This window comes from Phyllobacterium brassicacearum, assembly GCF_003010955.1.
GTDB classification, from domain to species: Bacteria; Pseudomonadota; Alphaproteobacteria; order Rhizobiales; family Rhizobiaceae; genus Phyllobacterium; species Phyllobacterium brassicacearum.
On the sequence record NZ_PGGO01000010.1, the window covers coordinates 1 to 25,627 of the forward strand.

At 52.6% G+C, this 25,627-nt stretch carries 22 protein-coding genes and 1 pseudogene; 11 read left to right on the top strand and 12 right to left on the bottom strand.

Features of this window, described 5'->3' with window-relative positions; translation table 11 throughout:
• Nucleotides 1-194 (bottom strand): MarR family transcriptional regulator (locus tag CU102_RS14310; protein WP_245425344.1); only part of this gene is annotated, 194 nt, incomplete at its 3' end.
• A 175-nt stretch (nt 195-369) separates the two neighbouring features.
• Between CU102_RS14310 and CU102_RS14315 the strand changes: the two genes are divergently transcribed.
• The 4 genes and pseudogenes from CU102_RS14315 to CU102_RS14330 all read left to right on the top strand — a co-directional run bounded on the left by CU102_RS14315 (nt 370) and on the right by CU102_RS14330 (nt 4,507).
• Complete coding sequence (locus CU102_RS14315; RefSeq protein ID WP_106711793.1) at nt 370-558, top strand: hypothetical protein; 189 nt, start codon at nt 370-372, stop codon at nt 556-558.
• A gap of 71 nt (nt 559-629) precedes the next feature.
• Nucleotides 630-1,645 (top strand): annotated as a pseudogene (locus CU102_RS14320) (IS30 family transposase).
• Nucleotides 1,646-2,006: 361 nt separating this feature from the next.
• Entirely contained in the window at nt 2,007-2,669 is a 663-nt protein-coding gene (locus CU102_RS14325) for a 3'-5' exonuclease (RefSeq protein ID WP_106711794.1), read from the top strand.
• Nucleotides 2,670-2,890: 221 nt separating this feature from the next.
• Complete coding sequence (locus CU102_RS14330; RefSeq protein WP_106711795.1) at nt 2,891-4,507, top strand: GMC oxidoreductase; 1,617 nt, start codon at nt 2,891-2,893, stop codon at nt 4,505-4,507.
• A 115-nt stretch (nt 4,508-4,622) separates the two neighbouring features.
• Here CU102_RS14330 and CU102_RS14335 read toward each other — a convergent pair whose 3' ends face one another.
• Nucleotides 4,623-5,405: a family 16 glycosylhydrolase gene (locus CU102_RS14335; protein WP_106711796.1), complete on the bottom strand. Its 783-nt coding sequence runs from the start codon at nt 5,403-5,405 to the stop codon at nt 4,623-4,625.
• A gap of 68 nt (nt 5,406-5,473) precedes the next feature.
• A complete protein-coding gene (locus CU102_RS14340) occupies nt 5,474-6,460 on the bottom strand; it encodes a glycosyltransferase family 4 protein (protein WP_166648437.1) in 987 nt (328 codons plus the stop codon).
• 551 nt (nt 6,461-7,011) lie between these two features.
• Between CU102_RS14340 and CU102_RS14345 the strand changes: the two genes are divergently transcribed.
• Both CU102_RS14345 and CU102_RS14350 read left to right on the top strand, forming a co-directional pair.
• Complete coding sequence (locus CU102_RS14345) at nt 7,012-7,602, top strand: serine O-acetyltransferase (RefSeq protein ID WP_106711798.1); 591 nt, start codon at nt 7,012-7,014, stop codon at nt 7,600-7,602.
• A 36-nt stretch (nt 7,603-7,638) separates the two neighbouring features.
• Nucleotides 7,639-7,896, top strand: a complete 258-nt coding sequence (locus CU102_RS14350; protein WP_106711799.1) for an acyl carrier protein — start codon at nt 7,639-7,641, stop codon at nt 7,894-7,896.
• A gap of 95 nt (nt 7,897-7,991) precedes the next feature.
• On the opposite strand, the gene CU102_RS14355 is transcribed toward CU102_RS14350, so the two are convergent.
• On the bottom strand, nt 7,992-9,560 hold the full coding sequence (locus CU102_RS14355) for an AMP-binding protein (protein ID WP_106711800.1): 1,569 nt from the start codon (nt 9,558-9,560) through the stop codon (nt 7,992-7,994).
• A 386-nt stretch (nt 9,561-9,946) separates the two neighbouring features.
• Nucleotides 9,947-10,162 (bottom strand): hypothetical protein, encoded by a 216-nt coding sequence (locus CU102_RS14360; protein WP_133624548.1) that lies wholly within the window; start codon nt 10,160-10,162, stop codon nt 9,947-9,949.
• A 484-nt stretch (nt 10,163-10,646) separates the two neighbouring features.
• On the opposite strand from CU102_RS14360, the gene CU102_RS14365 reads away from it, so the two are divergent.
• Both CU102_RS14365 and CU102_RS14370 read left to right on the top strand, forming a co-directional pair.
• The gene (locus tag CU102_RS14365) at nt 10,647-11,873 is read left to right on the top strand and encodes an alpha-hydroxy acid oxidase (RefSeq protein ID WP_106711802.1); all 1,227 of its coding nucleotides are present in this window, start codon (nt 10,647-10,649) and stop codon (nt 11,871-11,873) included.
• 129 nt (nt 11,874-12,002) lie between these two features.
• Complete coding sequence (locus tag CU102_RS14370; RefSeq protein WP_245425346.1) at nt 12,003-12,851, top strand: metallophosphoesterase; 849 nt, start codon at nt 12,003-12,005, stop codon at nt 12,849-12,851.
• Here the strand turns inward: CU102_RS14370 and CU102_RS14375 are convergent.
• From CU102_RS14375 to CU102_RS14400, 7 genes are all read right to left on the bottom strand, one after another.
• On the bottom strand, nt 12,797-15,148 hold the full coding sequence (locus CU102_RS14375) for a polysaccharide biosynthesis tyrosine autokinase (protein WP_106711803.1): 2,352 nt from the start codon (nt 15,146-15,148) through the stop codon (nt 12,797-12,799). The genes CU102_RS14370 and CU102_RS14375 overlap by 55 nt on opposite strands.
• Nucleotides 15,149-15,257: 109 nt before the next feature.
• A complete protein-coding gene (locus tag CU102_RS14380) occupies nt 15,258-16,244 on the bottom strand; it encodes a glycosyltransferase family 2 protein (RefSeq protein WP_166648436.1) in 987 nt (328 codons plus the stop codon).
• Nucleotides 16,234-17,214, bottom strand: a complete 981-nt coding sequence (locus CU102_RS14385) for a glycosyltransferase family 2 protein (protein WP_106711805.1) — start codon at nt 17,212-17,214, stop codon at nt 16,234-16,236. The genes CU102_RS14380 and CU102_RS14385 overlap by 11 nt, the downstream gene beginning before the upstream one ends.
• Nucleotides 17,211-18,218 carry a glycosyltransferase family 2 protein gene (locus CU102_RS29875; protein ID WP_166648442.1) on the bottom strand — a complete coding sequence of 336 codons (1,008 nt, stop codon included), beginning with the start codon at nt 18,216-18,218 and terminating at the stop codon, nt 17,211-17,213. Before CU102_RS29875 ends, CU102_RS14385 begins: the two co-directional genes overlap by 4 nt.
• 37 nt (nt 18,219-18,255) lie before the next feature.
• Nucleotides 18,256-19,425 carry a glycosyltransferase family 4 protein gene (locus tag CU102_RS29880; RefSeq protein ID WP_166648435.1) on the bottom strand — a complete coding sequence of 390 codons (1,170 nt, stop codon included), beginning with the start codon at nt 19,423-19,425 and terminating at the stop codon, nt 18,256-18,258.
• 654 nt (nt 19,426-20,079) lie between these two features.
• On the bottom strand, nt 20,080-21,117 hold the full coding sequence (locus CU102_RS14395) for a glycosyltransferase family 2 protein (RefSeq protein ID WP_106711938.1): 1,038 nt from the start codon (nt 21,115-21,117) through the stop codon (nt 20,080-20,082).
• A gap of 62 nt (nt 21,118-21,179) precedes the next feature.
• On the bottom strand, nt 21,180-21,452 hold the full coding sequence (locus CU102_RS14400; RefSeq protein ID WP_106711806.1) for an exopolysaccharide production repressor protein: 273 nt from the start codon (nt 21,450-21,452) through the stop codon (nt 21,180-21,182).
• Nucleotides 21,453-22,095: 643 nt separating this feature from the next.
• On the opposite strand from CU102_RS14400, the gene CU102_RS14405 reads away from it, so the two are divergent.
• From CU102_RS14405 to CU102_RS14415, 3 genes are all read left to right on the top strand, one after another.
• Nucleotides 22,096-22,776 (top strand): sugar transferase, encoded by a 681-nt coding sequence (locus CU102_RS14405; protein WP_106711807.1) that lies wholly within the window; start codon nt 22,096-22,098, stop codon nt 22,774-22,776.
• Between the two features lie 180 nt (nt 22,777-22,956).
• A complete protein-coding gene (locus tag CU102_RS14410; protein WP_245425347.1) occupies nt 22,957-24,252 on the top strand; it encodes a polysaccharide biosynthesis/export family protein in 1,296 nt (431 codons plus the stop codon).
• A 45-nt stretch (nt 24,253-24,297) separates the two neighbouring features.
• Entirely contained in the window at nt 24,298-25,545 is a 1,248-nt protein-coding gene (locus tag CU102_RS14415; protein ID WP_106711808.1) for an O-antigen ligase family protein, read from the top strand.
• The last annotated feature ends 82 nt before the right edge of the window (nt 25,546-25,627 follow it).

The following is a 25,627-nucleotide window of genomic DNA, read 5'->3' on the forward strand; positions in this document are numbered from 1 at the left end:
ACGGGATTTCCTCTGGCAAGGAGGCCCTGCCGCTCCAGTCCATCGATCAGGCGCACCGCAGCCGGCTGGCTCACCCCGACAACCTCTGCGACCTCCGTCGTAGTCAATCCTGGCTTGAAATGCAGCATGGAAAGCAGAGCCGCCGCACTGGCTGACAAGCCAGCCAGTGCGGCCTCGCTCCGGTATGCAATCATCGCTCCCAGAGCGCCAAGTTTATTTCCGTCTAACACATGCATAGCTTATGCATGTGTTAGACGGATTTGCAAGAGGCGTTATTGCCCAAGGACGCTCCGACCTGATATTGCCGTTAAGAATGGGCTGAATATATCCTACGTTCGTAGAATGAGGAGCAATCCTAAGATAATGCCCATGCACATCGCCTGGAAACGCACTGTCATCGGCGGCGAGGAGCTGCGCTACGACTTCTGTGCCTATGTCGTTGGCAACATCAATATTGCGCGCATCTACCGGACGAAGGATCCGGACGGCCACTTCGTCTGGTCAGTGAACATGACGATCGGCGATTCCTTCAGCCGATTATGCAACACTCCCTTGTAGCCGGGTGGGTTCTATTTCGAAGCGCGACTTTGTAGCGATAACAATGGCTTATCGCTACAAAGGAATTGCCCATGAACCGCCCGTTTCGCCCCTATTCTCAGATCACGCTCGATGAACGTCGCAAAATCGAGCGCTGGCATGCTGCGAAGATCAGCGTCGATGTCATTGCGGAGAAACTCGGATGGCATCGTTCAACGATCTTTCGCGAGCTGAAGCGCAATCGCTTCGAAGATCCCGAGATGCGTGAACTTTCGGGCTATTACGGTGTGACCGCCGACGCCAGGTCAAAGGATCGGCGGCGCAATCTGCGCAAGTTGATACGGCTACCGCAACTGCGCGAAGCGATCATCGAACGGATCCGCCACGGCTGGTCACCTGAACAGGTCGCGGGCCGCCTCAAACTGGAAGGTGGACGCCATGGCATGACGGTCTGCCATGAGACGATCTACCGCTTGCCTATTCGAAGGACGGTCAGGCGATCAGGCTGTGGCATCACCTGCCGGAGCGGCGCGCCCGGCGCAGGCCACGCCATGCCCGACGTCGCCATGGCCGCAGATTCAGTCCGCAGCTCAGCATTTTGCATCGGCCGGACATCGTGCGCGAACGCCAGCAGTTTGGCCACTGGGAGTGCGATCTGATGCAGTTCAGGAAGAAGTTCGGCGAAGCCAATGTCACCTCGCTGGTCGAACGGGTCAGCCGCTTTACCGTGTTTCTGCGCAACAATGACCGGCAATCGCGACCGATCATGGAGCGCCTGATCCGGACGCTGGAACCCCTGCCCCCTACGGCCCGCCGCTCGATCACGTTTGACCGTGGCACCGAATTCACCGATTGGCCCTATCTGCAGGCCGGACTTGGCGCACAGACCTGGTTTTGCGACCCGCAGTCGCCCTGGCAGAAAGGCACCGTCGAGAACACCAATCGCCGGGCACGAAGATGGCTTTCGAGAGAGGTTGATCCGCTCGCTGTCAGCGACACTGAACTGCGCCGCGTCTGCGACCAGCTCAACACGACGCCGCGCAAATGCCTCGGCTACAAAACCCCCGCCGAAGTGTTCCGGCAAAAGATCATGGCGAGGACGCGATGACTACGCTAGCTTGCCGATGCTCCAAAGTCGCGCTTCAGCGAGAACTCACAGGAATCGTCTGCGATTACCCTGATGGCCGTCTCGAGGTGATACACGCGTGGATCACCCTGCCCTACCGGGCGCAACCATGACCAGCTGCGCCGTTCGGTGGCTGGCGTTGCTCCTCTACGATAAGAATATCTCCAGAAAAATTCCAGTAATGAAGCCAGCAAGATCAGACCGTCTTCGGGACAATCCAGTCTCCCTGACATGAGCGACACGCCAATCCTTTGGATTAACTCCGCCTAGCCCTATTTCGGCATGCTGCCGACCGCAATAATGCTGGCGTCGGTATCCCAGAAACGGCACATTAGGCGCGGGGATGGGAAATCTTGTGATGGACATCGCACTCTACACACATAAGAAGCGCGTCATCGTCTTGGACACGGCGACGACCGGGGTACAACCTAAGGATCGAATAGTCACAGTTGGAGCTGTTCGACTTGAAGGCCATGAACTGCAAAGGCAGTCGCTATACCTGATATTTGACCCCCGCAAGGATAGTCATCCAGAGGCCGCGGAAATCCATGGCTATGATGATTGGATAACGCGCTTCCAGGATTTGTTCTGCCATCTTGCACCGCGAATACGTTCCTGGCTATCGTGGGCAGATGAACTGGTCATGCACGATGCGGCATTTAATTTGCCTTACTTGCAGCGTGAACTTCGCAAAGCCAAGCTGGAGCGTTTAGACCAACCGACTTTCTGTACCATGGAACGCGCTCGGGAAGTGTGGGGAGACGAGGCAAAGAGCCTCGACGATTGCCTCAAGCGAATAGGACGTTCTCGCATATACAGGGTTCACGGGGCGTTGGAAGACGCATATTTGACAGCTGCGTTGTATCTCCAACAAAACGGGTCAACCCGACCCATCGCGCGCGTAAACTCGTGGTATCCGCCGACCAATCTCAAGCCCTGCCCACCTCATCCCATCGGAGAATTACCGCGTAGGCCCCGCAAGAAAACGAGTTGTCGAAAGATATGAGCGGTTCGGAACATTGACTCATATGTTCGCCAGAAGGGATTAAACTACAAGATCAAATAAGGAGGAACCGCCCTCGGAGCATTCTGCAGCGCTCGTGCCTATAACGCTACGCTATTTACCTTCGGAGGTTTCCCAGGCATTGATTGGTGTCTCGGTAAACAGTTTCTGGATGGCTCATTTACTGCATTGCGATACTTTGTGCAAAGTGATGGGAACATAACATGATCTTTGGTAGCGCCGACGCTGAACTTGCTGTGTTGGATGTATGTATCGTCGGCGCTGGTCCGGTCGGTCTTGCCCTCGCTTTGAAATGTGAAGAATTCGGTCTCAAGGTCGCGCTTTTGGAGGCAGGGTCATCCGAAGGCTTTTCGGACGCCACCCAGAAGTTCGGCGAAGTGAAGTTCACCAATAATCGCCACGCCGTGGCCACTGCTGCCACAAGCCGCGGTATAGGCGGAACGACTGCACTCTGGGGCGGGCGGTGCGTTACCTTCGATGACCTCGACTTCGATCGACGAGAACACGTACCATTTTCTGGATGGCCGATTAAACACTCGGAGCTGCACAGGCATTATCGTGAAGCCCTCACATTTCTCAACTGTAGCGAGAGCGAGTTACAGTTAACCGGCACTGAGTTCGAGGATCAAGATGTGCTCACATCATCGATCGAACGCTGGAGTGTCTATCCTGCTGTCGGACCTTTTTATAGAGAACATTTACGTGCCTCCAAGAATGTCACGGTGATTGCTGGTGTGACAGTTACAGACATCGTGCTCGACGCAACGGGCATTCATACTGACCATCTCCGGGTTCTTTCCGGTGGGCGGATATCCGAGATTCGCGCGAAAGCCTACGTGCTAGCAGGCGGTGGCCTGGAAAATGCTCGTCTCCTTTTGGCAACCCAGCAAGGCTGGCCGGAAAAATTCGGTGGAACAGATGGCCCTTTGGGGCGCTTTTATCAGGGCCATCTGACGGGCTACATCGCAGTTATTCAATTCGATAATCGAGAGGCTGAAAGAGCCCTTACTTTCCAGAGGGATGCCAAAGGATATTATTTCCGACGCCGGTTGCAGATAAGCCCGCAAACTCAACGCAAGAACGAATTACTTAACTCTGCCTTCTGGTTGGATCCCATTTCAATTGCCGATCCAGCTCATGGCTCCGGCTCACTTTCTGCACTTTATTTGTTGCTTACCTTTTCAGGGCTTTATGAAATATTCTCCAATGGTTTAGCGCCAAGAACAAAGCCAGGACGCGCCGACCATGTGCGCCATTTGCACAACATCCGACAAAGCCGAATGATGCCAATGGGGCTTGTCAGAGTCGCTGCCAGCCTTTTCCATCGCCGCTTCAAAAGTTGGGTCACTTTGCCGAATCCCGCCGGAAGATACCTATTGCGATATCACGCCGAACAAATGCCTAGCCGGGATAGCCGTGTGTCGTTACTCGAACGACAGGCCGACACACCAATACCCGCGATCTTGGTAGACTACAGGATTCATGAGAAGGATGTAGACTCGGTCGTGCGCTCTCATACGCTTCTCGACCAATGGCTCCGCGACAACGCAATCGGACGGCTGGAATACCTGAACGACGCAAGGGAACGAGCACGGAGAGTGCTTGAGCAGGCCTTTGACGGCTACCACCAGATCGGCCTAACGCGTATGTCCGACAATTCGCGCGATGGAGTTGTGGACATGAACTGCCGCGTGCATGACCTATCCAATCTCTATCTTGCCGGCAGTAGTGTTTTCCCGGCCGGAGGCCAAGCCAATCCTACGCTTCCAGCTGTCGCGCTCGCCTGTCGGCTTGCACATCACCTCGCATTCGGAAGATGAAGAAGCTGCCATTGCGGGTAGTCAAGGAACGAGTACTTCAAAGAGTTCAATCGGTACATTGGAATTGCAGTCAGAGTTTCGGCTCGCAGCACACATAAGAAATGTTACTGGCGACTTAGGGGTTCTTTGTCGGAGCGGCATCTCGGATCATGCAAACCGTAGATTCGGGAAACTGGCAGAGCGAATTCTGCGGAGTAAACGCGAGCCAATCGATTTCCAAATTCAACGGCTTGCCCGGATATTCGAACTTGCCAAGCCAATCAGTAAGCGTGCTGGTTGACCAAACGCTCAAATAGATCTTCTGCGGTTCTTCAGGTACGCTGCCTTCCTTGATTTCTCGAACCATTTTACCGTCGACATACCATCGAATACTGTCCGATCCCCAAACAAATGCATAGGTTCGAAATCGGCTGTCGGCATCGGGGATGTCAATGACAGCCTCGTGCCCACCAACACCATTTACAAAGTAATTTGTCTGCAAGGCACCGGCGTACTTACCAATGAATTCGAAATCAATCTCATTGTGGGGTCTCTCCTGCGGCGCTCCGATATGACTGAAAAAATTTGAGTTAGTCCCTGAGGCGAAAGGAATTTTCATCCGTGCTTCATAGGTGCCGTAGCCAAATCGCGCCTTGGTTTGGATCTCGGCGCAACTGTATGAGAGATTTTTGCCAGGCTTGTCCGTAAGCGACAAACGCAATATCCCTTCATTGATCGATAATTGCTGGGCAAGCCATAGGCAATTCTGATGATCTCCGTTCGTCCAGCCGTCGGAGATAAACCACCGATCCGAGTTCAACAGGTTGAAATCATCCCGAAAAGCTTCAGCGCCAACGTCATTCGCGCGAACGGGAGTTACAAACGCTAATAGCCCGATAGTTGCGTAGACATAATTCATTGATGAAGTTCCTTACGATGTCCTGAAAGTCGTGGGGCCCAGGTTTTCTCAAGATTGGATTGTTGTGTTTACTGGAGAACGTTGCTGTAGAGGGAATCAAGTACAGACGACTGCTTGTAGGAATCAAAGCGCTCAGCAGCAGTCTGGCGTGCATTCGTCTTCATTTCAGTCAGCTGTTGCGGTTGCTCAAGCATGTGGGTGATGGCGTCTACGAGCTGACCAGCGATATCTTCCATGGTTTGGCGATAGATTTTTCGGTATGTTTGACCCGACTGATCGAACTTGAAAAGATGGCGCCATTCACCCATTTCGTCAGTGTCCAAATGCAGTAAAACGCCGGTCTTTCCCTGCTCGAGCAGTTCCGGGAGCGCTGACACCTTTGTTGCAATGACGGGAACTCCCGCTGCAAGCGACTCCAACACACTATAGCCGAATGTGTCACAAAGCGTTGGCAAAACACTGACATCGCATATTTGCAACAGTGCTAGGAGTTCGTCGTTGGGCATCTTGCCATGGAGCTGCACATTGGGAAGCGAAAGCAGCGGTCTGTATTCATCAAAAAAGGCTGCTTCCGGCGGGTCGGTCCAAACCCCGTTTTCTCCGCCAACAATCAATTCCGAAACAATATGAAATTGGACCGGCCATTTCATATCGTGGAGACGTTTGGCCGCAAGGAGCAATGCTGGCCCACCCTTTCTCGAAAAGTGCGCCCCGACGAAGAACACGCTCAATTGCCCTTGGGTTCGATTGTCCTGATGTATCTCGGCCGGTACCTCTACCGAGGGATAAATAACGTCGGACAACCGCTCTTCCAGCTCGCGACGGTACGCACTGGCCTCATGCTGTTGTAGGAAAACCCTGCGCGAGAAATGGGATATGGGAATGATCTTACGGCAGCGATCGTCCTGCAACCTTTCGGAGAAATACCGGAAAGCAGCCGTTTTTTCATAGTTGAAAAGGCGGGGCAAATGGCTTTCGAAGGAAATAACGAACGGTTTTCTTCCGAGGGGTATGCGGTTGAATGTGGCGATTAGATCAGCGCCATGTGCGGGCATGACCAGGGCCACCTCAAATGGCCGCCAAAGCCAATGAGCAGGTACCCACCAGCGTGTGGTGATCCTGTGTTGGGAGTGGCGCGGGGTATTAAAAACAGAAGGATAGCCGATTGGCCTTACGACGTGCATGAGAGAATGGCCTTTCGTGTGCACGAGTATTTTCCAAATGGTCGCTGCCAAAAGGATTGTTCTTAAAGACGGTTTAGATCAACCTAATAATATGTGTTAATCACGCGGGCCGGATAATCAGATCTATGTGGTGCGTTGGATCGACGCAATCCTTTCTGCAGCAGACTTCCAACCCGAAAACATATTGCGCAGACCCATCAGTTGCACTTACTTCAATGCTTCCCAAATTTTTGGCCGACGCCGCCCTACGGCCCTTCTGAAGTATTGGCAGCATCGCCTTGGAATTAAGACTACCTAACTATAATTTAGGAATTTGTCGCAGCGGCGATTAAGTCTACACAACGTAATTGGTCTGCGTTTCACGCTGTGTTAAATAGATCGCGGATCAGCTGTGTTCTGCGCAATCTTATTGAAGGACCGGAATGTATAAAAATGAATTGACCGAACGTTTGGGCCTGATCGCTCTCATCAAAGAGGATTTCAATTGTCACCGGCGGGACTGGACACTTCCCGGGTTCCGCGCCCTGGCACTATATCGCTACGGAACATGGGCGCGCAGCCGGCGCCCTTATCTCGCACGTGCATTCTTTTCGATAATCTACATTGTTCTTAATCGGTTCATCCGAAATACCTACGGAATTGAAATCTACCACACAGCCAGGATTGGCCGCCGCCTGCATATCGGTCATCAAGGGTGCATCGTGATCCATCAATACGCAACGATCGGAGATGACTGCGTCATTCGACAAGGAGTCACGCTTGGGATTGCTGGCATTGAGCGAGGCGAAACTGGAAGCGAACATGCGCCCGTTCTCGGTGACCGCGTTGACATCGGCGTTGGCGCTGTCATCATCGGTAAGGTGAGTATTGGGAATGACGTCAATATCGGACCTAATGCCGTTGTGTTAACCGATGTTCGGGCCAATATGACGGTGATGGCGCCGTCGCCACGCATGATGAGTCGTACCACATTGACCAGACCAAATATTGATGATGAAAAACTGGAAGAGTGATCTTCTAGTTTCTGATATTGTTGTATCGGAGCCGAGATGAACAGGCAGCAAGTACGGGAGAAGATCGTAGAGGCCTACCACGAGGTAATATCAACGTCAAAATCGTTCACCAAGGTTGAGCTTGGTGACGATACAAAGCTTTTCGAAAGCGGTCTCGATTCACTGGGATTTGCTATCCTGTTTGCAAAGCTGCACGATGATTTGGGTTGGGACCCATTCTCGCTGACCGATGCGCCGTTTGAGCCGGAAACTTTTGGTGATTTCGTTGCATTCTATGCGGACAATCAACCTTGATCGCGGACTTGAAGACGCTTTGCCAGCTGTGACCCCGAGAGGTGGGGCGTTGCTGCCGAATTTCGCATCCCGCTTTGAACAGTGCAAATTCGGTATCAGATCACCTCTTCGAGCATCTGTGTAAGTGCCCTGCGATCTACCTTGCCATTCCCGTTAAGAGGCAATGCATCGGTGATGTAGACTTCATTCGGCACCATATATGCGGCAACCTTGGTTTTCATCATCGCCCGGATATCTTCGGCCGTTGACTGGGGACCGACGACAAAAGTGATCAGACCATCTGCAGATCCGTGCGATATGGGCCAGGCGATCGCAGCGACGTGGTCAGAACCGCTGACCGCACGCAAGTGCATTTCGACTTCTTCCAACTCGACGCGATTACCCAGTATCTTTATTTGATTGTCGAGGCGACCAAGATGATGAAATACCCCGTGTTCATCTTCAACGCCCATGTCGCCCGTCAGATACCAACGTCGGCCATCAATCGTCGGGAAGCGGCTGTTCGTCAGTTCCGGTTGCTGAAAATATCCACTGGCAAGCTGGATGCCTGACAATGCAATTTCTCCTGGCGTTCCGGGCGGTACCGCGTGGCCATTCTGATCCAAAATGGCCGCCAGCATGCCTGGGTACGGTTTTCCTATCGCCACAACATCACGGTTGGGCGTGACTAAGACAGGACATTTAACCGGCTGTCTAAGGCAGGCGACGGTTGCCTCTGTTGGCCCGTAAATATTTTCGACGATGCTATTGGGTGCAGCTTCGGCCCAAGCTTGCGCAGCACGAACGGGAAGCGGTTCGCCGCAAAAGAACGACAACCGCAGACTTGGCAGGGTACCGGGTCCGAGCGTCTTGGCCTTGCGCATCAACGCAATAATGGATGGGACAGAGAGCCAGCTGGTAATCTTCCGCTCGCGGATAAAGCGCGCAGGAGCCAGCATCTGCATAGGTGTCATAATCTGAAGCGAAGCGCCCGCGCGCCAAGCTAGAAACATGTTGTGCACGGAAAGATCGAAGGTAATGTCGCAGGTTTCGGCGACCCGATCATCCCGAGTGAGCGGAAACCATTGCTGCATGACATTGAGATAGTTGTTTACGGCTGCAATCGGAACCATCACGCCCTTTGGCATGCCCGTTGTTCCGGAAGTGAATTCGATATAGGCGATGGCGCTGTCAGAGAGCGGCAGAGGCTCGGTGGGTTCAGTGTTGGCGATAAGCGACAACCGAACCATGCTGTGTTGGCCAGTCTGTTCTGGAAGAGTTGCGTCATCTGAAAGAACAATAAAACTGGGTGCGTAGTCGAGGATCTTCCTCGACAACAAAGTAGCGCCGCGCTGATCCACTACAAGCGCGTCCAGATCAAGTGTCTGCAACAGTTGGATCAGACGCTCTTCAGGCAGTTTGAGGCTGAGCGGTACATATGTTATTCCAGACCACGCCGCTGCCAAAATGCCAAGACAGGCAGTAGCGCTTCTCGATCCTAGGATGCCGATACGGCCACTTCTGTTCGATGTCAGGAGTTTTTGGGCCAAACCGCTGACTGTCGTGGCTACCTCGCGATAAGTCCAGTCACGCCCTACCGTCGAGATTGCAATATCATTCGGGCTATTCGCAGCATGCTCAGCTATTGGTCGAGCAAGATTGGCGCCTATAGTGGTTTCTTTCATCCTGTGTACACCGGTTTACACTTCTACCCAACGAGATAAAGAGCGGCAAAGTCGAGAGACGACGCAAGTTATATGCTCGCAAGTGCGGTATATAATATTGTCATACTCAGTCATCTTGGTTTAATTATAAGAACTTCTTAGAGTGTTGTATTTTACACCCGCCCAATCTGATCAAAACTTCTGTTACGACTTCTTCATTCTATTGAATAGCGTATTTCATTTTTTACGCCTCCGGTATCAGTAATAAGAGTTACATGCGATGTATTTCTAAGCGGTGTTTGCGATCGCCAGGCTGTTCGTTCAATCTCGCAAACGCGGACGTCGACATTTTTGGCCCGTTGTAATGCCACCGGCCACTCACAATTGGCGAATGTCAGGATTGAGACTCAAGAATCTGACCTGTTTGGCATGCGTCCAATCCGCGGCTTGCGGTGATGGTTGTTGAATTGCGACCACGCCTTGCGCACTTCGGCCATAGGCATACCTGGATCGATCTGCTCAGCCAGCACAACGAGATCAACAAGCTTTGACGCCTTCGGATTTTCGGCAATCACAAGAGCAACGAGCCGCTCGACACGGCTATAAGATGGTGGCTTATCCATCGCTGCCGCCGCCCGGAAGATCAACTGCCCGGGCAGCTTTCATCTTGCGCCTACATCGAATCCTGACGCAGTTACACACGAGACACTCCTCGTCGCTGCTTCGTAAAAGTCATCATGGAGACACTTAAATAACAAGGTTGGACCGTTGTTGTTGCGCGGCATCGAAATTACTGTGGTCTAGGAACGAATGAAAGAAGACACGCATCCGGCATGACTGCATCGTGGAGGAGTGAGGCCTTGTGCTCAACCTAATCATTTTAATTAGCAATATCAGGACAATTAAATCGCTATGTTGATTACGTTTCTAAAGTCTTCAATGTAGCTTGTAATAGAATAGGGTTGCAGTTCGCCGTGGCGGAGCGTTACCCGAGAAATCCGATCGAATTGGGTGCCGGCGCTTGCAGTTTTTATTGAGAAGCAGGTTCCCGGTCACTGATATTGTTCTCAGATCAAGCGTACTTTTCACGACACCAAGGTAATAGAAATGACCGACACGACCTCTCCTGTTTCACTGCCGGTCCCCGTTGCGACAGAGCAATCCGGCTCCCAGCGACAGAACCGGCGACTGAACAGGATATTGTGCCTCGATGACTTCGAGCCGGCCGCCAGGAAACGTCTGCCACGTCCGCTTTTTGGCTATATAGCTGGGGCGAGCGAGACCAATTCGTCTCTTGCTGATAACCGGCTGGCTTTCTCCGAATACGGCTTCCGCCCGCGGGTTCTTACGGACGTTTCCCGGCGAAGCCAGGTCACAGAACTTTTTGGGATTGAGTACGCAAGCCCGTTTGGTATCGCTCCGATGGGTATCAGCGCGCTTATGGCATATCGCGGCGATATTGTGCTTGCCTCTGCCGCACGGGAAGCCAATATACCTATGATCATGAGTGGGTCGTCTCTTATTCCGCTCGAAAAGATATCAACAGTTGCACCGAATAGTTGGTTTCAGGCGTACCTCCCGGGGGAGCCGGAGCGCATTAACGCGCTGCTTGATCGCGTAGCGGCCGCCGGTTTCAAGACGCTGGTCCTTACCGTAGATGTGGCAACCTTACCCAGCAGGGAGAACAACGTCCGTACGGGGTTTTCTACGCCCCTTCGTCCCAGCGCGCGGCTCCTTTGGGAGGGTGCATCCCATCCGTCGTGGTTACTTGGGACATTTGTTAAGACAATCGTTCGACATGGCATTCCGCATTTCGAGAATTCCTATGCCACACGAGGTGCACCGATTGTATCGCGTTCGCTTACCCGAGATTTCGGCAAGCGCGATCACCTGAACTGGCGCCATCTCGAACAGATACGGCAGCGCTGGAAGGGCCGGCTCATCGTCAAGGGCATTATGAGGGTCGACGATGCCGCGCAAGCTGCCGCGACTGGCGTCGATGGCGTCATCGTTTCTAATCACGGTGGACGACAACTCGATTACACGGCCTCGCCCTTACGTGTGCTATCGGGCATCGTTGAAGCGGTCGGTCATTCCACTGTTGTGATGATAGATGGCGGAATCCGTAGGGGCACTGATGTAATGAAGGCCCTGGCTCTGGGCGCCAAGTTTGTCTTTATCGGGCGCCCTTTCCTTTACGCGGCGGGTATTGGGGGCCAGACCGGCGTGGCAAAAGCGATAGACCTTTTGTCGAAGGAAATTCATCAGGATATGGCGCTTCTCGGCGTCAATACCTTGGGCGAGATCACGCCGGATCTGCTCATCAGAATCTGAAAGTTAGACCTAATGGTTAAGCAACGAGGAGACATGCATGGAGACAGTTTGATGACTAACCTTACCTCCACCCAGTAACGTTTGTAACTGCGCTCAATATCAAACATTCGAGCGCCGGAGGCCGACTACGTGAAAATTCAAGGTATCATCGGTCCTGTAATCCGCTTATGCGGATCTAGGGTCGCGAGGCCGAGCAGGCGTCGTGAGACAATAAGTATCTCTGGACGAGCAGTCTACGTCATCGGAGATGTTCACGGTTGTCTGGACGAATTATTAACTTTGGAACGCATAATTTACGCTGATGCAGAGGCGTTGCCAGGAAAAAAGCTCATCATTTTGCTTGGAGATTATGTCGACAGGGGCCCCGCATCAGCGCAAGTCGTTGACCATCTGATCGAAAGCTGTCCCGAGGGCTTCGAGCGCCTTTGCCTCACTGGCAATCATGAGATGGCGATGCTCGATTATCTGGACGGTAGGCTTGCCCTTTCGACATGGCTGCAAATGGGCGGCGAAGCGACCTTACTTTCTTACGGCATCGATATCGAACATTTGAAACTGATTTACAAGTCCCGCCGAAGGCTGGATGAGATTATCCGGGCCGCGATCCCTGAGCGGCACACACAATTTCTGAGAACCTTACCGATTTTAATCGCGGCCGGAAATTTCCTATTCGTGCACGCCGGTATAAGGCCGTCGCTGAGCGTTTGGGAGCAAAGCGACGAAGATCTTGTCTTCATCCGCAGTGCGTTTTTTGACAACAGCCATTTGTTGGAGCACTGGGTTATTCATGGCCACACACCGATCGACAAGCCAGTCCAGGTTGGAAAGAGATTTAACCTCGACACGGGTGCCTACTTCACAGGAAAGCTCAGTGCCCTTCGACTGTGGAAGCAGAAGGGCCGCGTATTCACAACGTCAATCGATTATGCCGAGTCGACCGGTACTTTGGGCCTCGGGGGCTTTGCAGACGGCGCTTGATCAATATAATAGCTCGTATACCGCTCCATGAAGTGCTCTGAACTTCCGTAAGACGTGTACTTGGCCAGCTCTTTCATATCTGTTTTGTTGAGGATCACACCCAGCACCTTTGGTGTGATATGAGTTTCGGACTGGAGCACGGATTTGACCAGAGCGCGCGGTGTCGCGCCCCATTCCGCCACCATGATGAATCCGTCCGCGAACGGTGCGAAGGCTTTCGCGTCAACGACGGGGCCTAATGGCGGAAGATCCACAACGATGTAGTCATACATCGTGCGGGCTTCTTCAAGAAGCCTGCGCATCGCCTCGCTAGACAATAGCTCGCTTGTGTACTGAAAATGTTTGTGAGGAACCGCTGGAACAATGGCGAGTTTGGTTCTCTTGTCAATCTTGACTGAATTCTGCCACGGCTGGTCTCCAAGTACTGCCTGCACGAGGCCACGGTTAGGCGTGAGCGACAGCGACCTGGTCAGCCCCGGATTGCGCAGATCGGCATCAATGAGAAGCGTTTTGCCACCCATGACCGCCAACAGCGAGGCGAAATTCGCTGCTATCGTTGATTTTCCTTCGTGGGGAAGGACAGATATCACCCCCAAAACCTTGCCTTTCTGACCGTGCAAAACCACATCGGCTGCAATTTTAGCATTGCGCAATGTTTCAGCGAATATCGATGACGGATTTTCAATAGCCAGCCGGGTAATATTAAAGGGGGCCGGAGGTTGCTCCAGTCCAATAGCCGTTCCTCGTGGGGACACGGTATCGGCCGGCCCATGAAAAGCCGATACGTAGCCAAGGAATTTGAGCCCGAGAAGCGACCTGACGTCGTCACCTACCCGGAAAAACCGCTCGCGATATTCGCGCCATGCAGCGATGACCATCCCGGTGAAGGTTCCAAGCAACACAGACAAAACTAAAACCATCGTTCTGTTAGGGCTGGATGGGCTACTGGGCGTGGAGGCAATCGAAATGACCCGGGCCTTGGCGATTGGGAACGACTGTTGTTGTGAGGCTTCCTGATAGCGGGTCAAAAAAGTCCTATAAAGATTGCTTAATGCTTCGGAATTCTGCTCGAGTTCCTTCAGGTGAACGAGCGCTTCATTAGCTGAGGAAGTCTCTCCGGTCACTTTACCCAGGCCCTGGCGCAGTGAAGTTTCCCGTGACTGGGCGACCTCGTACTGATTGCGATAGCTTTCAGTCATTTGCTTCAGCTCCTGGAAAATCTGCTTTCCAAGATCCTGTTGCTCGGTGCGAAGACTGACCGCCTGGGGGTGTTCCTGACCGAAACGTGCCACAATCTCCTGTTCGCGCTTGCTGACTGACAGATACCGTGTTCGGAGTGTTTCGAGGACGGACGTTCCATTGTGGTCCGTCACTACAGATGCATTCTTAACAGCCTCTTCCAGGCCCCCGCCGACGATTGTCTTAAACTGGTTGTATAGGGCAAGTGCGCGAGCTGTGTCCGCTTGAGCCAATATCAGCTGACTGTTGATATCTGAAAGCTGCTGCTCAGAGACGAGGGCTCCTTTTGCGGCCGTCAGACCGTTGGCAGCCCGAAACCGTTCTACCTCGAGTGCCGCTGCCTGAGAGCTTTCCTGCAGGTCCCTCAGCCTAGCCTGAAGCCAAATGGTTGCCCGTTCCGTTGCTTCGAAATTCGCATCCAATTGGTCTGACAAAAAGGCGTCGGCATAAGCCTTGGCAATCTTTCCGGCCAGAATATCATCATTTGAAGTGTAGGTAAGGTCGATAACAAAGCTCCGCCCCTGGCGTTCAACGTAAAGGCCATTCTCAAGCAGCGAAGCAGCATATCCAATTCGGGCGTCCTTGTTGGTCAGGTCCAGTTCGGAGACGCGCCCTCCACCAAACAGCCCGATGACAGTTCTCAGGACAGATTTTATACGGGAGGGCAATGAACGCGGCGGGTTCATAAAGATCTCATTTTCATCGAGCTTTTCCCGTGTGGCAACTTTCGTGGCAAGCTCGGCCGATTTCAATATTGCGATCTGGCTGAGAATGGTGGTGTCGGATTGCATGTTCGATGGCGCCGGCGAAACGTCATCGGCAAATTTGCCCAGACTGTCGTCCAGAAGAATGCTCGTGGAAGCGGTATAGTTGGGCGTTGCGATGATGATGTAGATTGTTCCCAGTAAAAGACCGATCCCGGCCGCCGCGGCAACGACTTTAGCCTGCCGTCGCGCGATTGCGATAAGGCGCTCGAGATCTATGAAATTGTCAGACTCCTGTTCAGGGTCCGGGGTGATCCCAATTCGGCTGCTAAAAGGAAGATTGGCCTGGTTCATCTTACCGCCGCTTCAATGGGTTGGAATGTTGACAGTTTGCCAGCAAATTTCGGGTTTGTTTAGCAATTAGCTCGAAGTGATTAGACATGTTCAATCTTCCGGACTTCACTCAGACGCCTGACTGCTGCTTGGTTCGACCATGTTTCGGAAATGGGTTCCGCGACATGAAACTTGGGATAAGGCGTTTGATGCGGACCCCAATGGGCATGTACAGAAAGCGAAAAGCTGCCGGATCGTCAAACGCCATCTTGACGATGTTGTGAACTGATCCACGCTTGATGTGATCGACGAGGATAAGGAAATTGCGGACTTCCTCAAGATTGCGCGTTCGGCGCGCTTGAGCGGACTTTGCTTGGCTATCGAATTGAAATCGCGAGAGAAAAAGAGCATCGGCCTCGATCATCGATGAAACGTGATGATGCTTCAAAGTCCGCGATATCGACCCGGCATGCACGTGGTACGAGTAGCCGGCAGCCGGTTCGACAATGCATTCGCCGCCGCTAGCAAGCATCGAGGCCAGGAAGAGATAGTCTTCACCGATCCTCAAATTCTCGTCGTAACGCAGATGGCTGTCCTGGACAAAGTCCCGGCGAAAGACGGGCTTCATATAACCGTAATTGAACGTCGAACCGAAAACGAGGTTCGACGCAATAAACATGGGCAACGTAATCTTGCCAAGCTCTTCCAGCCTGGAAGTCGGGAACATCTGGTACGATTTGCCATTTCCGTTATCGATGACTCCTATATTGTCGACAGCAATCACGGCACCAGCATTCTCCGCTCGCTTCAGCATGGTCGAGAGTCTGTCCGGGGACATTTCATCGTCAGCATCGAGAACTGCGATCCACCGACCCCGCGCCGCATCGACTGCAACATTGCGCGCATGTCCAGGACCAGCGTTCTTGGCCAGTTGCAACACCTTGATGTTTGGTTGCGAAAAGGACCTAGCGACGGCTGTCGTGCCGTCTGACGACTTATCGTCAACGACGATGACTTCCACGCTCACGCCATCCTGATCAAGTGCACTGCGGATTGCTCGACCAATGGTATGTTCCGCATTGTAGGCGGCTATGATGACGCTGACATCAGGATACACGTCGGTTATCTCCACCGGTTGCGAGCAAAACGTCTTGACCATATTGCTGTATTTCGCGCATTCCCAACAGGCCGCAAATTACACCGACATGCAGGAGGCCACGTAGGAATGACCTATTGCGATAAACAGCCGAAAAGGAAAGGATGACTGCGGCGCAGAAACAGTAGACTGCCTTGGTAATGGCGAGAAGTACGTGCCCGCAAAGTTGGAGGAAGCTTGCATTTCCTGCAAGCAGATGCCCATGCGTCTGTCCAAAACGAAAACGCCTCTTGCAAAGCCAGGAAAGCGTAGCGCGCTTGGGAGGAACGACCTCACTGACATTTGCATGAGCAGCGAATGCAATTCGCCCGCCTGCCCTGTGAATATCGGAGAAAAATTTCGTGTCTTCACCGCCACTTCGTCCGAGCGAGAGGTCGAAACGACGCCCATTAACAGAAGGGCAAAAGCGCGCCAACAAGACGTTGCAGGTGTAGCCTGTTTGAATTTCTCCGTTGACCCAAACGGGGTCAGTCGAGTGAAAATCCCCTTCTTCCATCCATTTTGGAGCACCTTTGCCGTACAACGCTTGCACTGGTCCGAGTACGGCGGCGGCAGAAGTCGTGCTCGCCACATCCAGAAGCGCAGTGAGCCAGTTTTGCGAAGCTGTTTCATCGTCATCGATGAATGCAACGTAGTCGCCGGTAGCTGCGTCAAGGCAAGCGTTACGGGCAAGCGATATGTTGGCGGCCGGCGCGTGGATATAACAAACGTCGATGGCCAGCCCACTTGCGAGATCGGTCACCACATCTTGCGCCGTTGGTTCAAAGTCATTGTCCGCCACTATGATACGTATGCGACAGTTATTGGGTACATCCATGGCGCCGAGCGAGCGTAACGTCACAGCAAGCTCCGGGCGACGGAATGTGCAAACACAAACGGTGATTGCTATCTCCGGTAAGCCAGTTGGCAATTTGACGATATCTTTGGTCATGACGGAACGTCCTGCCGTCCGCCCAAGCCAAGCAATTGTAACCAGAACCCGGTTGACCATGCCAAATGCATTATCATTGCCGATATTGAAGCCAATGGACCGTACCGGTTCCCCTCACCGACCGCCAACCAGACACCGTAGCCAAAGCAAAATGTTATCCAAAGCACGGCTGGCACGACTGCATACCAGTTGATGGTTGCGAGAAGGGAGACCGCAACGACGGGAAGCACCATGAGTGGAATGGCTTGGCGAGCTCTGGGTATCATGCGATGTTTTAGCAGATTTTTGGCCCTACCGCGCCCATATCCCAGATATTGCTGGAAAAGAGGCCAGGCCGAAGATCGGGGGAAGTAGACCATATGGGTCTGGTCAGTCATCCATATTCGAAATCCTGCAGCCGTGAGCCTGCAATCGAGTTCGGCATCCTCGTTGTGGGTGAAACTTTCGTCATAACCGCCGACCTGCTTGAAAGCTTCGATGCGCATTGCTGCGTGATGACCATGGTCCGTCCAGTGCCCCTTGGCTCCTTTCCGATGTTTTGCTCCGCCGTTACCGAGCTTGGAGTTTTGAGCCAGAGCCGTCGCCTTTTGGAACACTCCCACCCCCTCAGTTGCCATGGCTACAACGATAGAATCAGCGCCGGTTCTATCCATTTCGTGAAGGAGTACGGAACAGTAGTCGTCCGGATAATGACCGTGAGCATCGACCCGAATGAGGTAATTACAATCGCCACCAAATTCTGCAACGGCGAGATTGATCCCAGCACTTTGTATTGTCTTGTCGTTATGAAGCAGGATAAGGCGCGGATTGTTTTGCACCATTTTTGCCACGACGTTTTGGGAACCGTCGGTACTTCCTCCATCCACGACGATGATCCTCAGGCCAAGATGTTCTGCCTCCACATCCAATTTGGTTACAAGATCCTCGATGAAGTCAACTTCATCAAGACACGGCACGACAATAATGGCGCGGCCAAAAAACTTCTTATTAGCTGTTTGCGGCATTAACTGTTCCTGTTTTTGATAACCACCTGCCTGGGAGTCAGGCCGCCAGTTTGCAGATTCCATGTTTGTTTGTTGACCCTACGAGCTGGCGAAGCTGGTCCACAAAGCTGCGACAGTCTTTTTCGGTCCATTCCCAACTCTCACGGGGCAGCGCCGCCACGTTCGATCGCGCCTGGAGATAACTTTGCTGGTCCAGTTCCTTGAACAGACTGACGAGAGCGTCGACGGTTGGCCCAGACAATGAAAAGCCGATATTGCGTTCTTGCAGAAATGAAGAAGTCTGTGTTCCCGCCAGCCCAATCGGAACCGAGCCGTAAAGGCAGCCTTCGTAAAGCCTGTTTGGTAATAGCCAGTCAGAATTCTGTCCGGCCTCGAAAAAATCGATTGCCCAAGAAAAATGCACCTCGCCATAGATCGCTGCCAGTTCCTCAGGGTTTTTATAGGGACCGTAAAAATGCAAGTAAGGCTCGTGAGCAACGAACCTGTCGAAATCATCAAACTCTGAATAAGCCGGGCGCCCCCGGAGTATGACTTCGACTTGGCCATCCAATCTTCGTGTGAAGTCCGCAAGCAGTCCTAAGGATCGGCGACAGCGCAAAGCGCCGAACCAGCCAATTTTCCAAGGTTTTGTCGCCGTCATCGGCAAGGAAATCTCGTCTGGTGACGCAGCTGGCCGAAATACCTTATTCTCAAGCAGCAAGACGGGCATATGCAGCACCTTGAACGGATCGAAGTAATTGTCGACAAATGCTGGGGACGATGTGATCAGAAGTTTGGCGCTGCGCGCCAATGAACGTTCGGCCAAACGCAAGCATTTCCCGATCACATCTTGGCGAAGAAGCAAGCGGTGGATATCGAGGCATTCGTAGACGACGGGTGCATTCCAGTCACCGAGCGTCGATGCGCGATTTGCCAGGGCAAGCATTTCCAGATTTCGCGCGATGATCACGTCAGGTTTGGCAACATATCTCAGCGTTGAGGAAAGCTTCCACCATGCGCGCCCTACGGCCAACAATCGTTGAGCAAATTTACCATCACTTGTGCAGCCAAGTTCCACCGGGTCGAGACTCTCGATCCTGGCTGCTTTCGCCTGGCTCCGGGTGAAGCCGGCCAATGTCACAACGGCGCCACCGGCATGCAGCATACGGACCCTACGACTGACGGCGGGGTCGGCCAAATCGTGCACGAGGTATAAGATATGCGGCACCCGGTACATCCTATCCTAGAGTAAATAATCGGCTTTACGCCACGGAAGCTACTGTGGCGAACAAGTGACGAATTCTGGAAACTGACGGGGATTTCCCTTCAGCTTTGAAGACACTTCGGAGAACCTTTGCAGAAGCGGGTTTTGTCGGACTGGCGAAGGTGTCGGGCCCTTTTCCATCTGATCGGCGAAATATTCGTCGCAAGTGGCAGGCGAGCGGTAGCCTTTACAAACCGATAACCCAGGCGGTTGGCAACCATTGGTATGGTGTCCCCTCATTCCTTGACTGGAGTATTTCATTCGACGCGTCATGTGCGGCCATTGGACATAGAATCGACAGTCGCCAATGTAACGATGCTGCAAACATTGGGCTACCTGATGCACTAATTACATTGATTGGGGTAATGCTGAATAATTGTAGTTATACTTCGATGAAAGTGGCCATGCGGTCATGACAACGAACAATTGAAATCAGAAGAAGCCGACAAATCTTCGCAGTAGAGTGCGGAAGTCCGTCATTCTGTACTTCACACCCGGCTAGGTCTGTTGCGGCCGGACTGGAGGCGTCGCCGGTAAACTCACCTTTTCAATTCTACAGCCAGACGTCCGTCCCTCCCGCCAATGAGGTGCTTTCATCCCGCGATGCAATAACTGTTTTCATGCAGTCGTTAAACGAGTCGCATCTTCGCTGAGTTGTCGTGGTGGTTTATCGAACAGGAATCGTAGTCTACCTTCATCCCCCGACAGCACCGGCTCATTGCGCCAAAAGCGAGTGAACGCCTCATATTTGTCCATTACGATTGCGCTTGTTATAGGTAGCATTGTTGCTGGATCACGGACAAACACAGCCGCAGCGGCAGCAAGTCCCTCCCGGGCGTTCACATCTAGAAACTGGCGATGATAATATTTTGAGCGCACATGCTTTGCATGCGCTTCAACTGCTTTCGCAGCTTGATGTGAAAGTAATCCACTTTTGAGGAGCATTTCCGCAGCGTCTGCAAGGTTTTTGAGATCGTCTGCGGAGTGTCTACCGCTCAAAGAGTCAGACCGGACAACGGCACCGTATCCGCAATTGCTGATCACCTGAAATCGGGCACCAAACGCCAAAGCCCAGGCGTAAAGTTCATAGTCTTCGCCAAGCCGCAGTTTCTCATTGTAACGCAGATTGTTGCGCGTCAGAAACTCGCGCCGAATGAGGGGCTTCAGGAAGCCAAGTTCACCACGCTGTCGGTGACGCTTGGAAATGTTCCGTTGTGCAAATGTCGTGATATCCAGGGTCCAGGGAGCCCCTCCGAAACGCGGAATGGTGCGACTGTCAAAGTCGCGAATTGATTCCTCGCTGACGAATACGATGTTGTCGGCGATGATATCCCAATCGGGAACAGACAGGAGTTGCGAGAACCGGCCTTCGATAAAGAAATCATCCGCGTCAAGCACGCTGATGAGCGGAGCGGACGAGCATTCGATTGCGTAGTTGCGGGCAGCTGCCGGCCCCTTGTTTGTCTCGAAGCGCACAACTTTCAAACGCCCGCTGCCATCGTTCGATTCCCGGGCAGTGTCCGCAGTCGCATCGGTGGAAGCATCGTCGACGACAACAACTTCCGCAACATGTGGGTCGTTCAGGGCCGATGTTATAGCGGCACTGATTGTAGAGGACGCGTTGCGAGCAGCAATAATGGTGCACACGCTGCTCACGAATTCACCGCTGAACCTGCAATGTACGCCGTTGCCGTTGATGTTCGCATAGACCTGTTGCCTCAACGTGTGTGCCGCAGCCGTGATGCAAAAATGGAGCGGCGTTGCTTGTGAAAGTGGGCATCATCCGGATTTTTTTGCGCATCATCGCTGACCTGTGATTTGCGGCGACTTACGAGCCAAAGGATCACGACGAAATATCCAAGCTGGATCAGAAATGCACAGACAAGCGTCTGGCCAAGGGTACGCCAGACATTGCCGGTGATAAGATAGGTCGTAACCCCAAAGACAAGCAGCGCTGCAAGAAGCCCGATCAAGAAACGCGGAAATCTCATGCGTGCCCTCTCCCGCCTCACGGCCGATACTCTCAATACAGTACGCGACGCTATTTGAGCAGAACCTCAAGAACACATGCAAGCACTGAATGCATAAACATGATGTTAACAACATCTGCTACGAATATATTATTGATGCGCCCTTGGTTGCACAAGCGGAAACGCGAACTCTTTTGGCCATCCAAATCGGCTTGATTCGGAGTGCATTTTGCCCCGAACCACCAATTAAAGCGCCCGTTACTATGGGATTAGTTCGAATTGCTTAGCAAGCGCACAACGCCGACCCGACTAGGAATAGTCATTTATATTCCGATTGAATCTAAATAACTCAGTGGCATATTCGATAAATGTCAGTCATTTTTGAATAACGAAATTGAATTACCATGTCACATTCACACATACTTCACTGATAAGTATCGATTAATCAATTTTGATATTGTGTACAAGTTGATTTAGATCGCAACATCTCCAATCATATCAGATTAATTAGTGTGAGAAACGATGTTTTTACATTAGAACAGCCTCATGAAACACAATATCCCTGTCGATAAGTTAGCGTACGGTTCCGGGCATTATGTTGCGTCGCACAGCTTTTCTGGTAACGTTTTGTTAGCATTTGGCATGACTGATTTGGAGCGCAAAAATGAAGCCTTCGGTGAAGTTGGCCGCCTTTCCGTTCGTTCGAGAGACTGAAAGATTGGACACCCCTGCGGTCGGGGGGCCGCTGAAGCGTGCTTTTGATGTTGTCTCAGCGGCTTTAGGGCTATTTATGCTCAGTCCGTTGTTCATCATGATGATAATTTTAATAAAGATGTCGGACGGAGGCCCGGTTTTCTATCGCCACCGCAGAATAGGTCGTGGTGGGAGGCCGTTTTACTGCCTCAAGTTCCGGACGATGAAAACAAACGGAGATGCGATACTGGAATCGTATCTGCGCGAAAATCCGCAGGCGCGAGCTGAGTGGATTTCAACTCGCAAGCTGCAGTCTGATCCACGCGTTACCGATGTCGGTTCAGTGATCAGGAAGTTGAGCCTTGATGAGCTGCCGCAGCTACTCAATATTCTTCGCGGAGAGATGAGTATTGTTGGGCCTCGCCCCATTATCGGGGAGGAGCTTGAGCTGTACGGCCCGGCGGCAGCGTACTACATGAGATCTCGGCCTGGCCTGACGGGTATCTGGCAAATTAGCGGACGTAACGATGTGCCTTATGACAAACGCGTCGCTTACGACCAGGGCTATGTTGAAAACTGGTCGTTTCGTGGTGATGTCGCGATCATTCTCAAAACGATCCCGGTGGTTTGCGCAGCGCGGGGCTCGTATTAGTATCGTCGAAAATGGTGTCGGGTAGATTATGCCATCAACGATCTAATCCGATGTTATCGGTCGATATTCACGAGTTTTGTGCAATATTGATGCTGTTCAAACCGTCGGCGCCACGTAAGCGCGTGCGATGTCAGGCGCTTGGAATTTGCAGGGACTGATCGCTTTACCGGAGGAATTTCGTTGAGTAACTACTATCCGTTCCGTGACGATGCCTTGCCGATCCGGGTGTGGTGCCGCTCGCTGTGCTCAATTGCCGGATTCGTCGTCGGCATCACCATGCTTCAACTGCTCTTTGCGTCCGGCGCTAGTGCGGCGGACTACAAACTCGGTCCGATGGACAAGGTGAACGTCAAGGTTGTGCAGTGGCAAACAGCCGAGGGAACCTTCAGAGAGTGGCCCGCAATTACCAATACTTATATGATCAATGCATCGGGTAGCCTCTCGCTTCCGTTTGCCGGCGAGGTGCAGGCTGCTGGCAAAACTACGCAGCAAGTGGCCGCAGAAATCGCTCATAGTGTTCAACAGAAACTTGGCTTGATTGATCTTCCCGAGGCGTCGGTAGAAGTATTGGAATTCCGTCCTGTTTTTGTGTCCGGCGTCGTCCAAATCCCCGGAAAGTATCCGTTCGAGCCCGAGATGACCGTTCTCAAAGTAGTAAGTCTGGCCGGTGGGATGCGCAGATCCACCGACGAGGGTCAGCGCTTTGAGAGGGATTTTTTTAATGCGGAAGGTAGCTACGTGGTCCTGGTCGCCGAGCGCAACAGACTACTGGCGACACTCGCCCGCATCAAGGCGGAGCTCGAAAACGCGGGCAGTATAATAACGCCGTCAGAGCTCGCCGACGATCCGCAAGCCGATGCATTGATGTCGGCCGAAAAGGAAATCATGTCATCCAGGACAGATTCGGTAAAACTTCAGCTAAGCGCCTTGGACGAGCTGAAAACCCTATACGAGGCCGAGATAGTCTCGCTGGAGAAGAAAATGGTGGTGCAGAACCGCCAGATGGAACTGGCCAAGAACGAACTGGCCAGCATCGGGTCGCTTGCTGACCGGGGTCTGGTGGTGAATTCCCGATTGATGGACCTCAAGACAAGTGTAGCGGATATGCAGGGCAAACTCCTCGACCTTGATACGGCTTCACTGCGCGCCAAACAGGAGGTGAATAAGGCCAGGCGGGACGCGACTGACCTTGAGAACGATCGAAAGGCAGAGCTTGCCATTGAAAATCGGACCACGCAGGCGGCCTTGGATGAGAATAATCTCAAGCTCGCCATGTATAAAAAGCTAATGGCCGAAGCACTCGTGAACGCGCCGGAAGCGGCCGGCCTCGCGGCCGGCGGTGCCGCCGCTCCGGTGATGCGCTTCAGCATTGTACGGTCGGCAAACGGCAAAACACAGGAAATCGCTGCGCAGGAAAATACCGTTCTTGTGCCTGGCGATGTTGTAAAAGTTGCTGTAGCCCGAAATCCTTCGTGATAGTTTGGGCCATAATCAACGCGTGCGGGAGCAGACCTTATTTCCATGAAGATCAACAAATCTGCCTTCGTGGAACCCGGCAGGAACTTTGTGTTCGCCACAATTGCCATTGCGGTGTCGGTGTTTGTATTCGCCTATTCCATTATCTACGGCTTCGTGTCGATCCTGCTATTCTACTCTCTCTGGCTCCCTCTCACATTAATGAATTACCGCAAGGTGCTGGGGAACTATTCCCGATTCTATTGGGTTTTCGCTTTTGCCCTTCTGGCCTGCATGTCGTTTGCATGGTCTGCGGCCCCGTCGGTTACCTTGCGGGGTGGCATTCAGTACGTGACCACCATCGTATGCGCCCTGATTGCGTCCCGTATCGTCGACACTCGCACCTTCGTCAGTGGTGTAAGCATCGGCGTAGCTCTGGTACTGATTTACTCACTGGCTTTCGGTCAGTTTCAATATGATGAACTCGATGGAACGTACAATTTCGCTGGAGCGTTTTCCTCTAAGAACCAGCTCGGTTTTTTTGCTTCCCTCGGAATATATTTTGCGTTCAGCAGCTTTGTTATCCTGCACACAAGCAAGGTGTGGCGCGTTGCGTCATTGATGTTTGGGTTGCTCGCCGCCTATTGCCTGGTCGTTTCCAGTTCAGCTACGTCGATTGTAGCGACGATTGCAACGCTAGCAATTAGCCTGAGCCTCGGGGCCGCCTTGATGTTCTCTCCGAAGAACCGGAGAATCTTCTTTGCCGCCGGTGTGATGCTGCTGCTGGCGGCCGCAGCAATAGCGATAAAGGCCGGCGCCGTGGAATTGCTACTGGGTGCGTTCGGGAAGGACACGACGCTGACCGGCCGAACATATCTTTGGCAGGAGGGACTGAAAGCATATCAGGCGTCGCCTGTAGTCGGCATGGGTTACCAAGCCTATTGGGTTCAGGGATTTTCCGAAGCGGAACGGTTGTGGGACGAGTTTTATATTGACGGCCGCAGCGGGTTTCATTTCCACAATACATACATCGAAGTCCTGGTTGAGCTCGGATACTCCGGCTTAGTATTGATCAGCCTGCTTATCGCAGCTGTGATACTGGGAAACCTGCGCCTGTTGCTGGTCGAAAGTTATACCCCGCAGGCGCATTTGATGTTCGGCGTGGCCGTGCTCCTGCTTATCCGTTCGTTTTTTGAGATTGACTTCATCCAGCCTTATACGATCGGCTCGTTTCTGCTTTATTATTCAGCGGGCCAACTGGCAATTCCCCAACATGTGACGAGACGGCAGGCAAGCATTGGTAGATCACCATAAGATGTGTCATCGAGCCTCACGCGAGGACCTGGCTGGAATTGATATGAGAACACTTTACGGAATAACTGGCGCTGTGGACGGT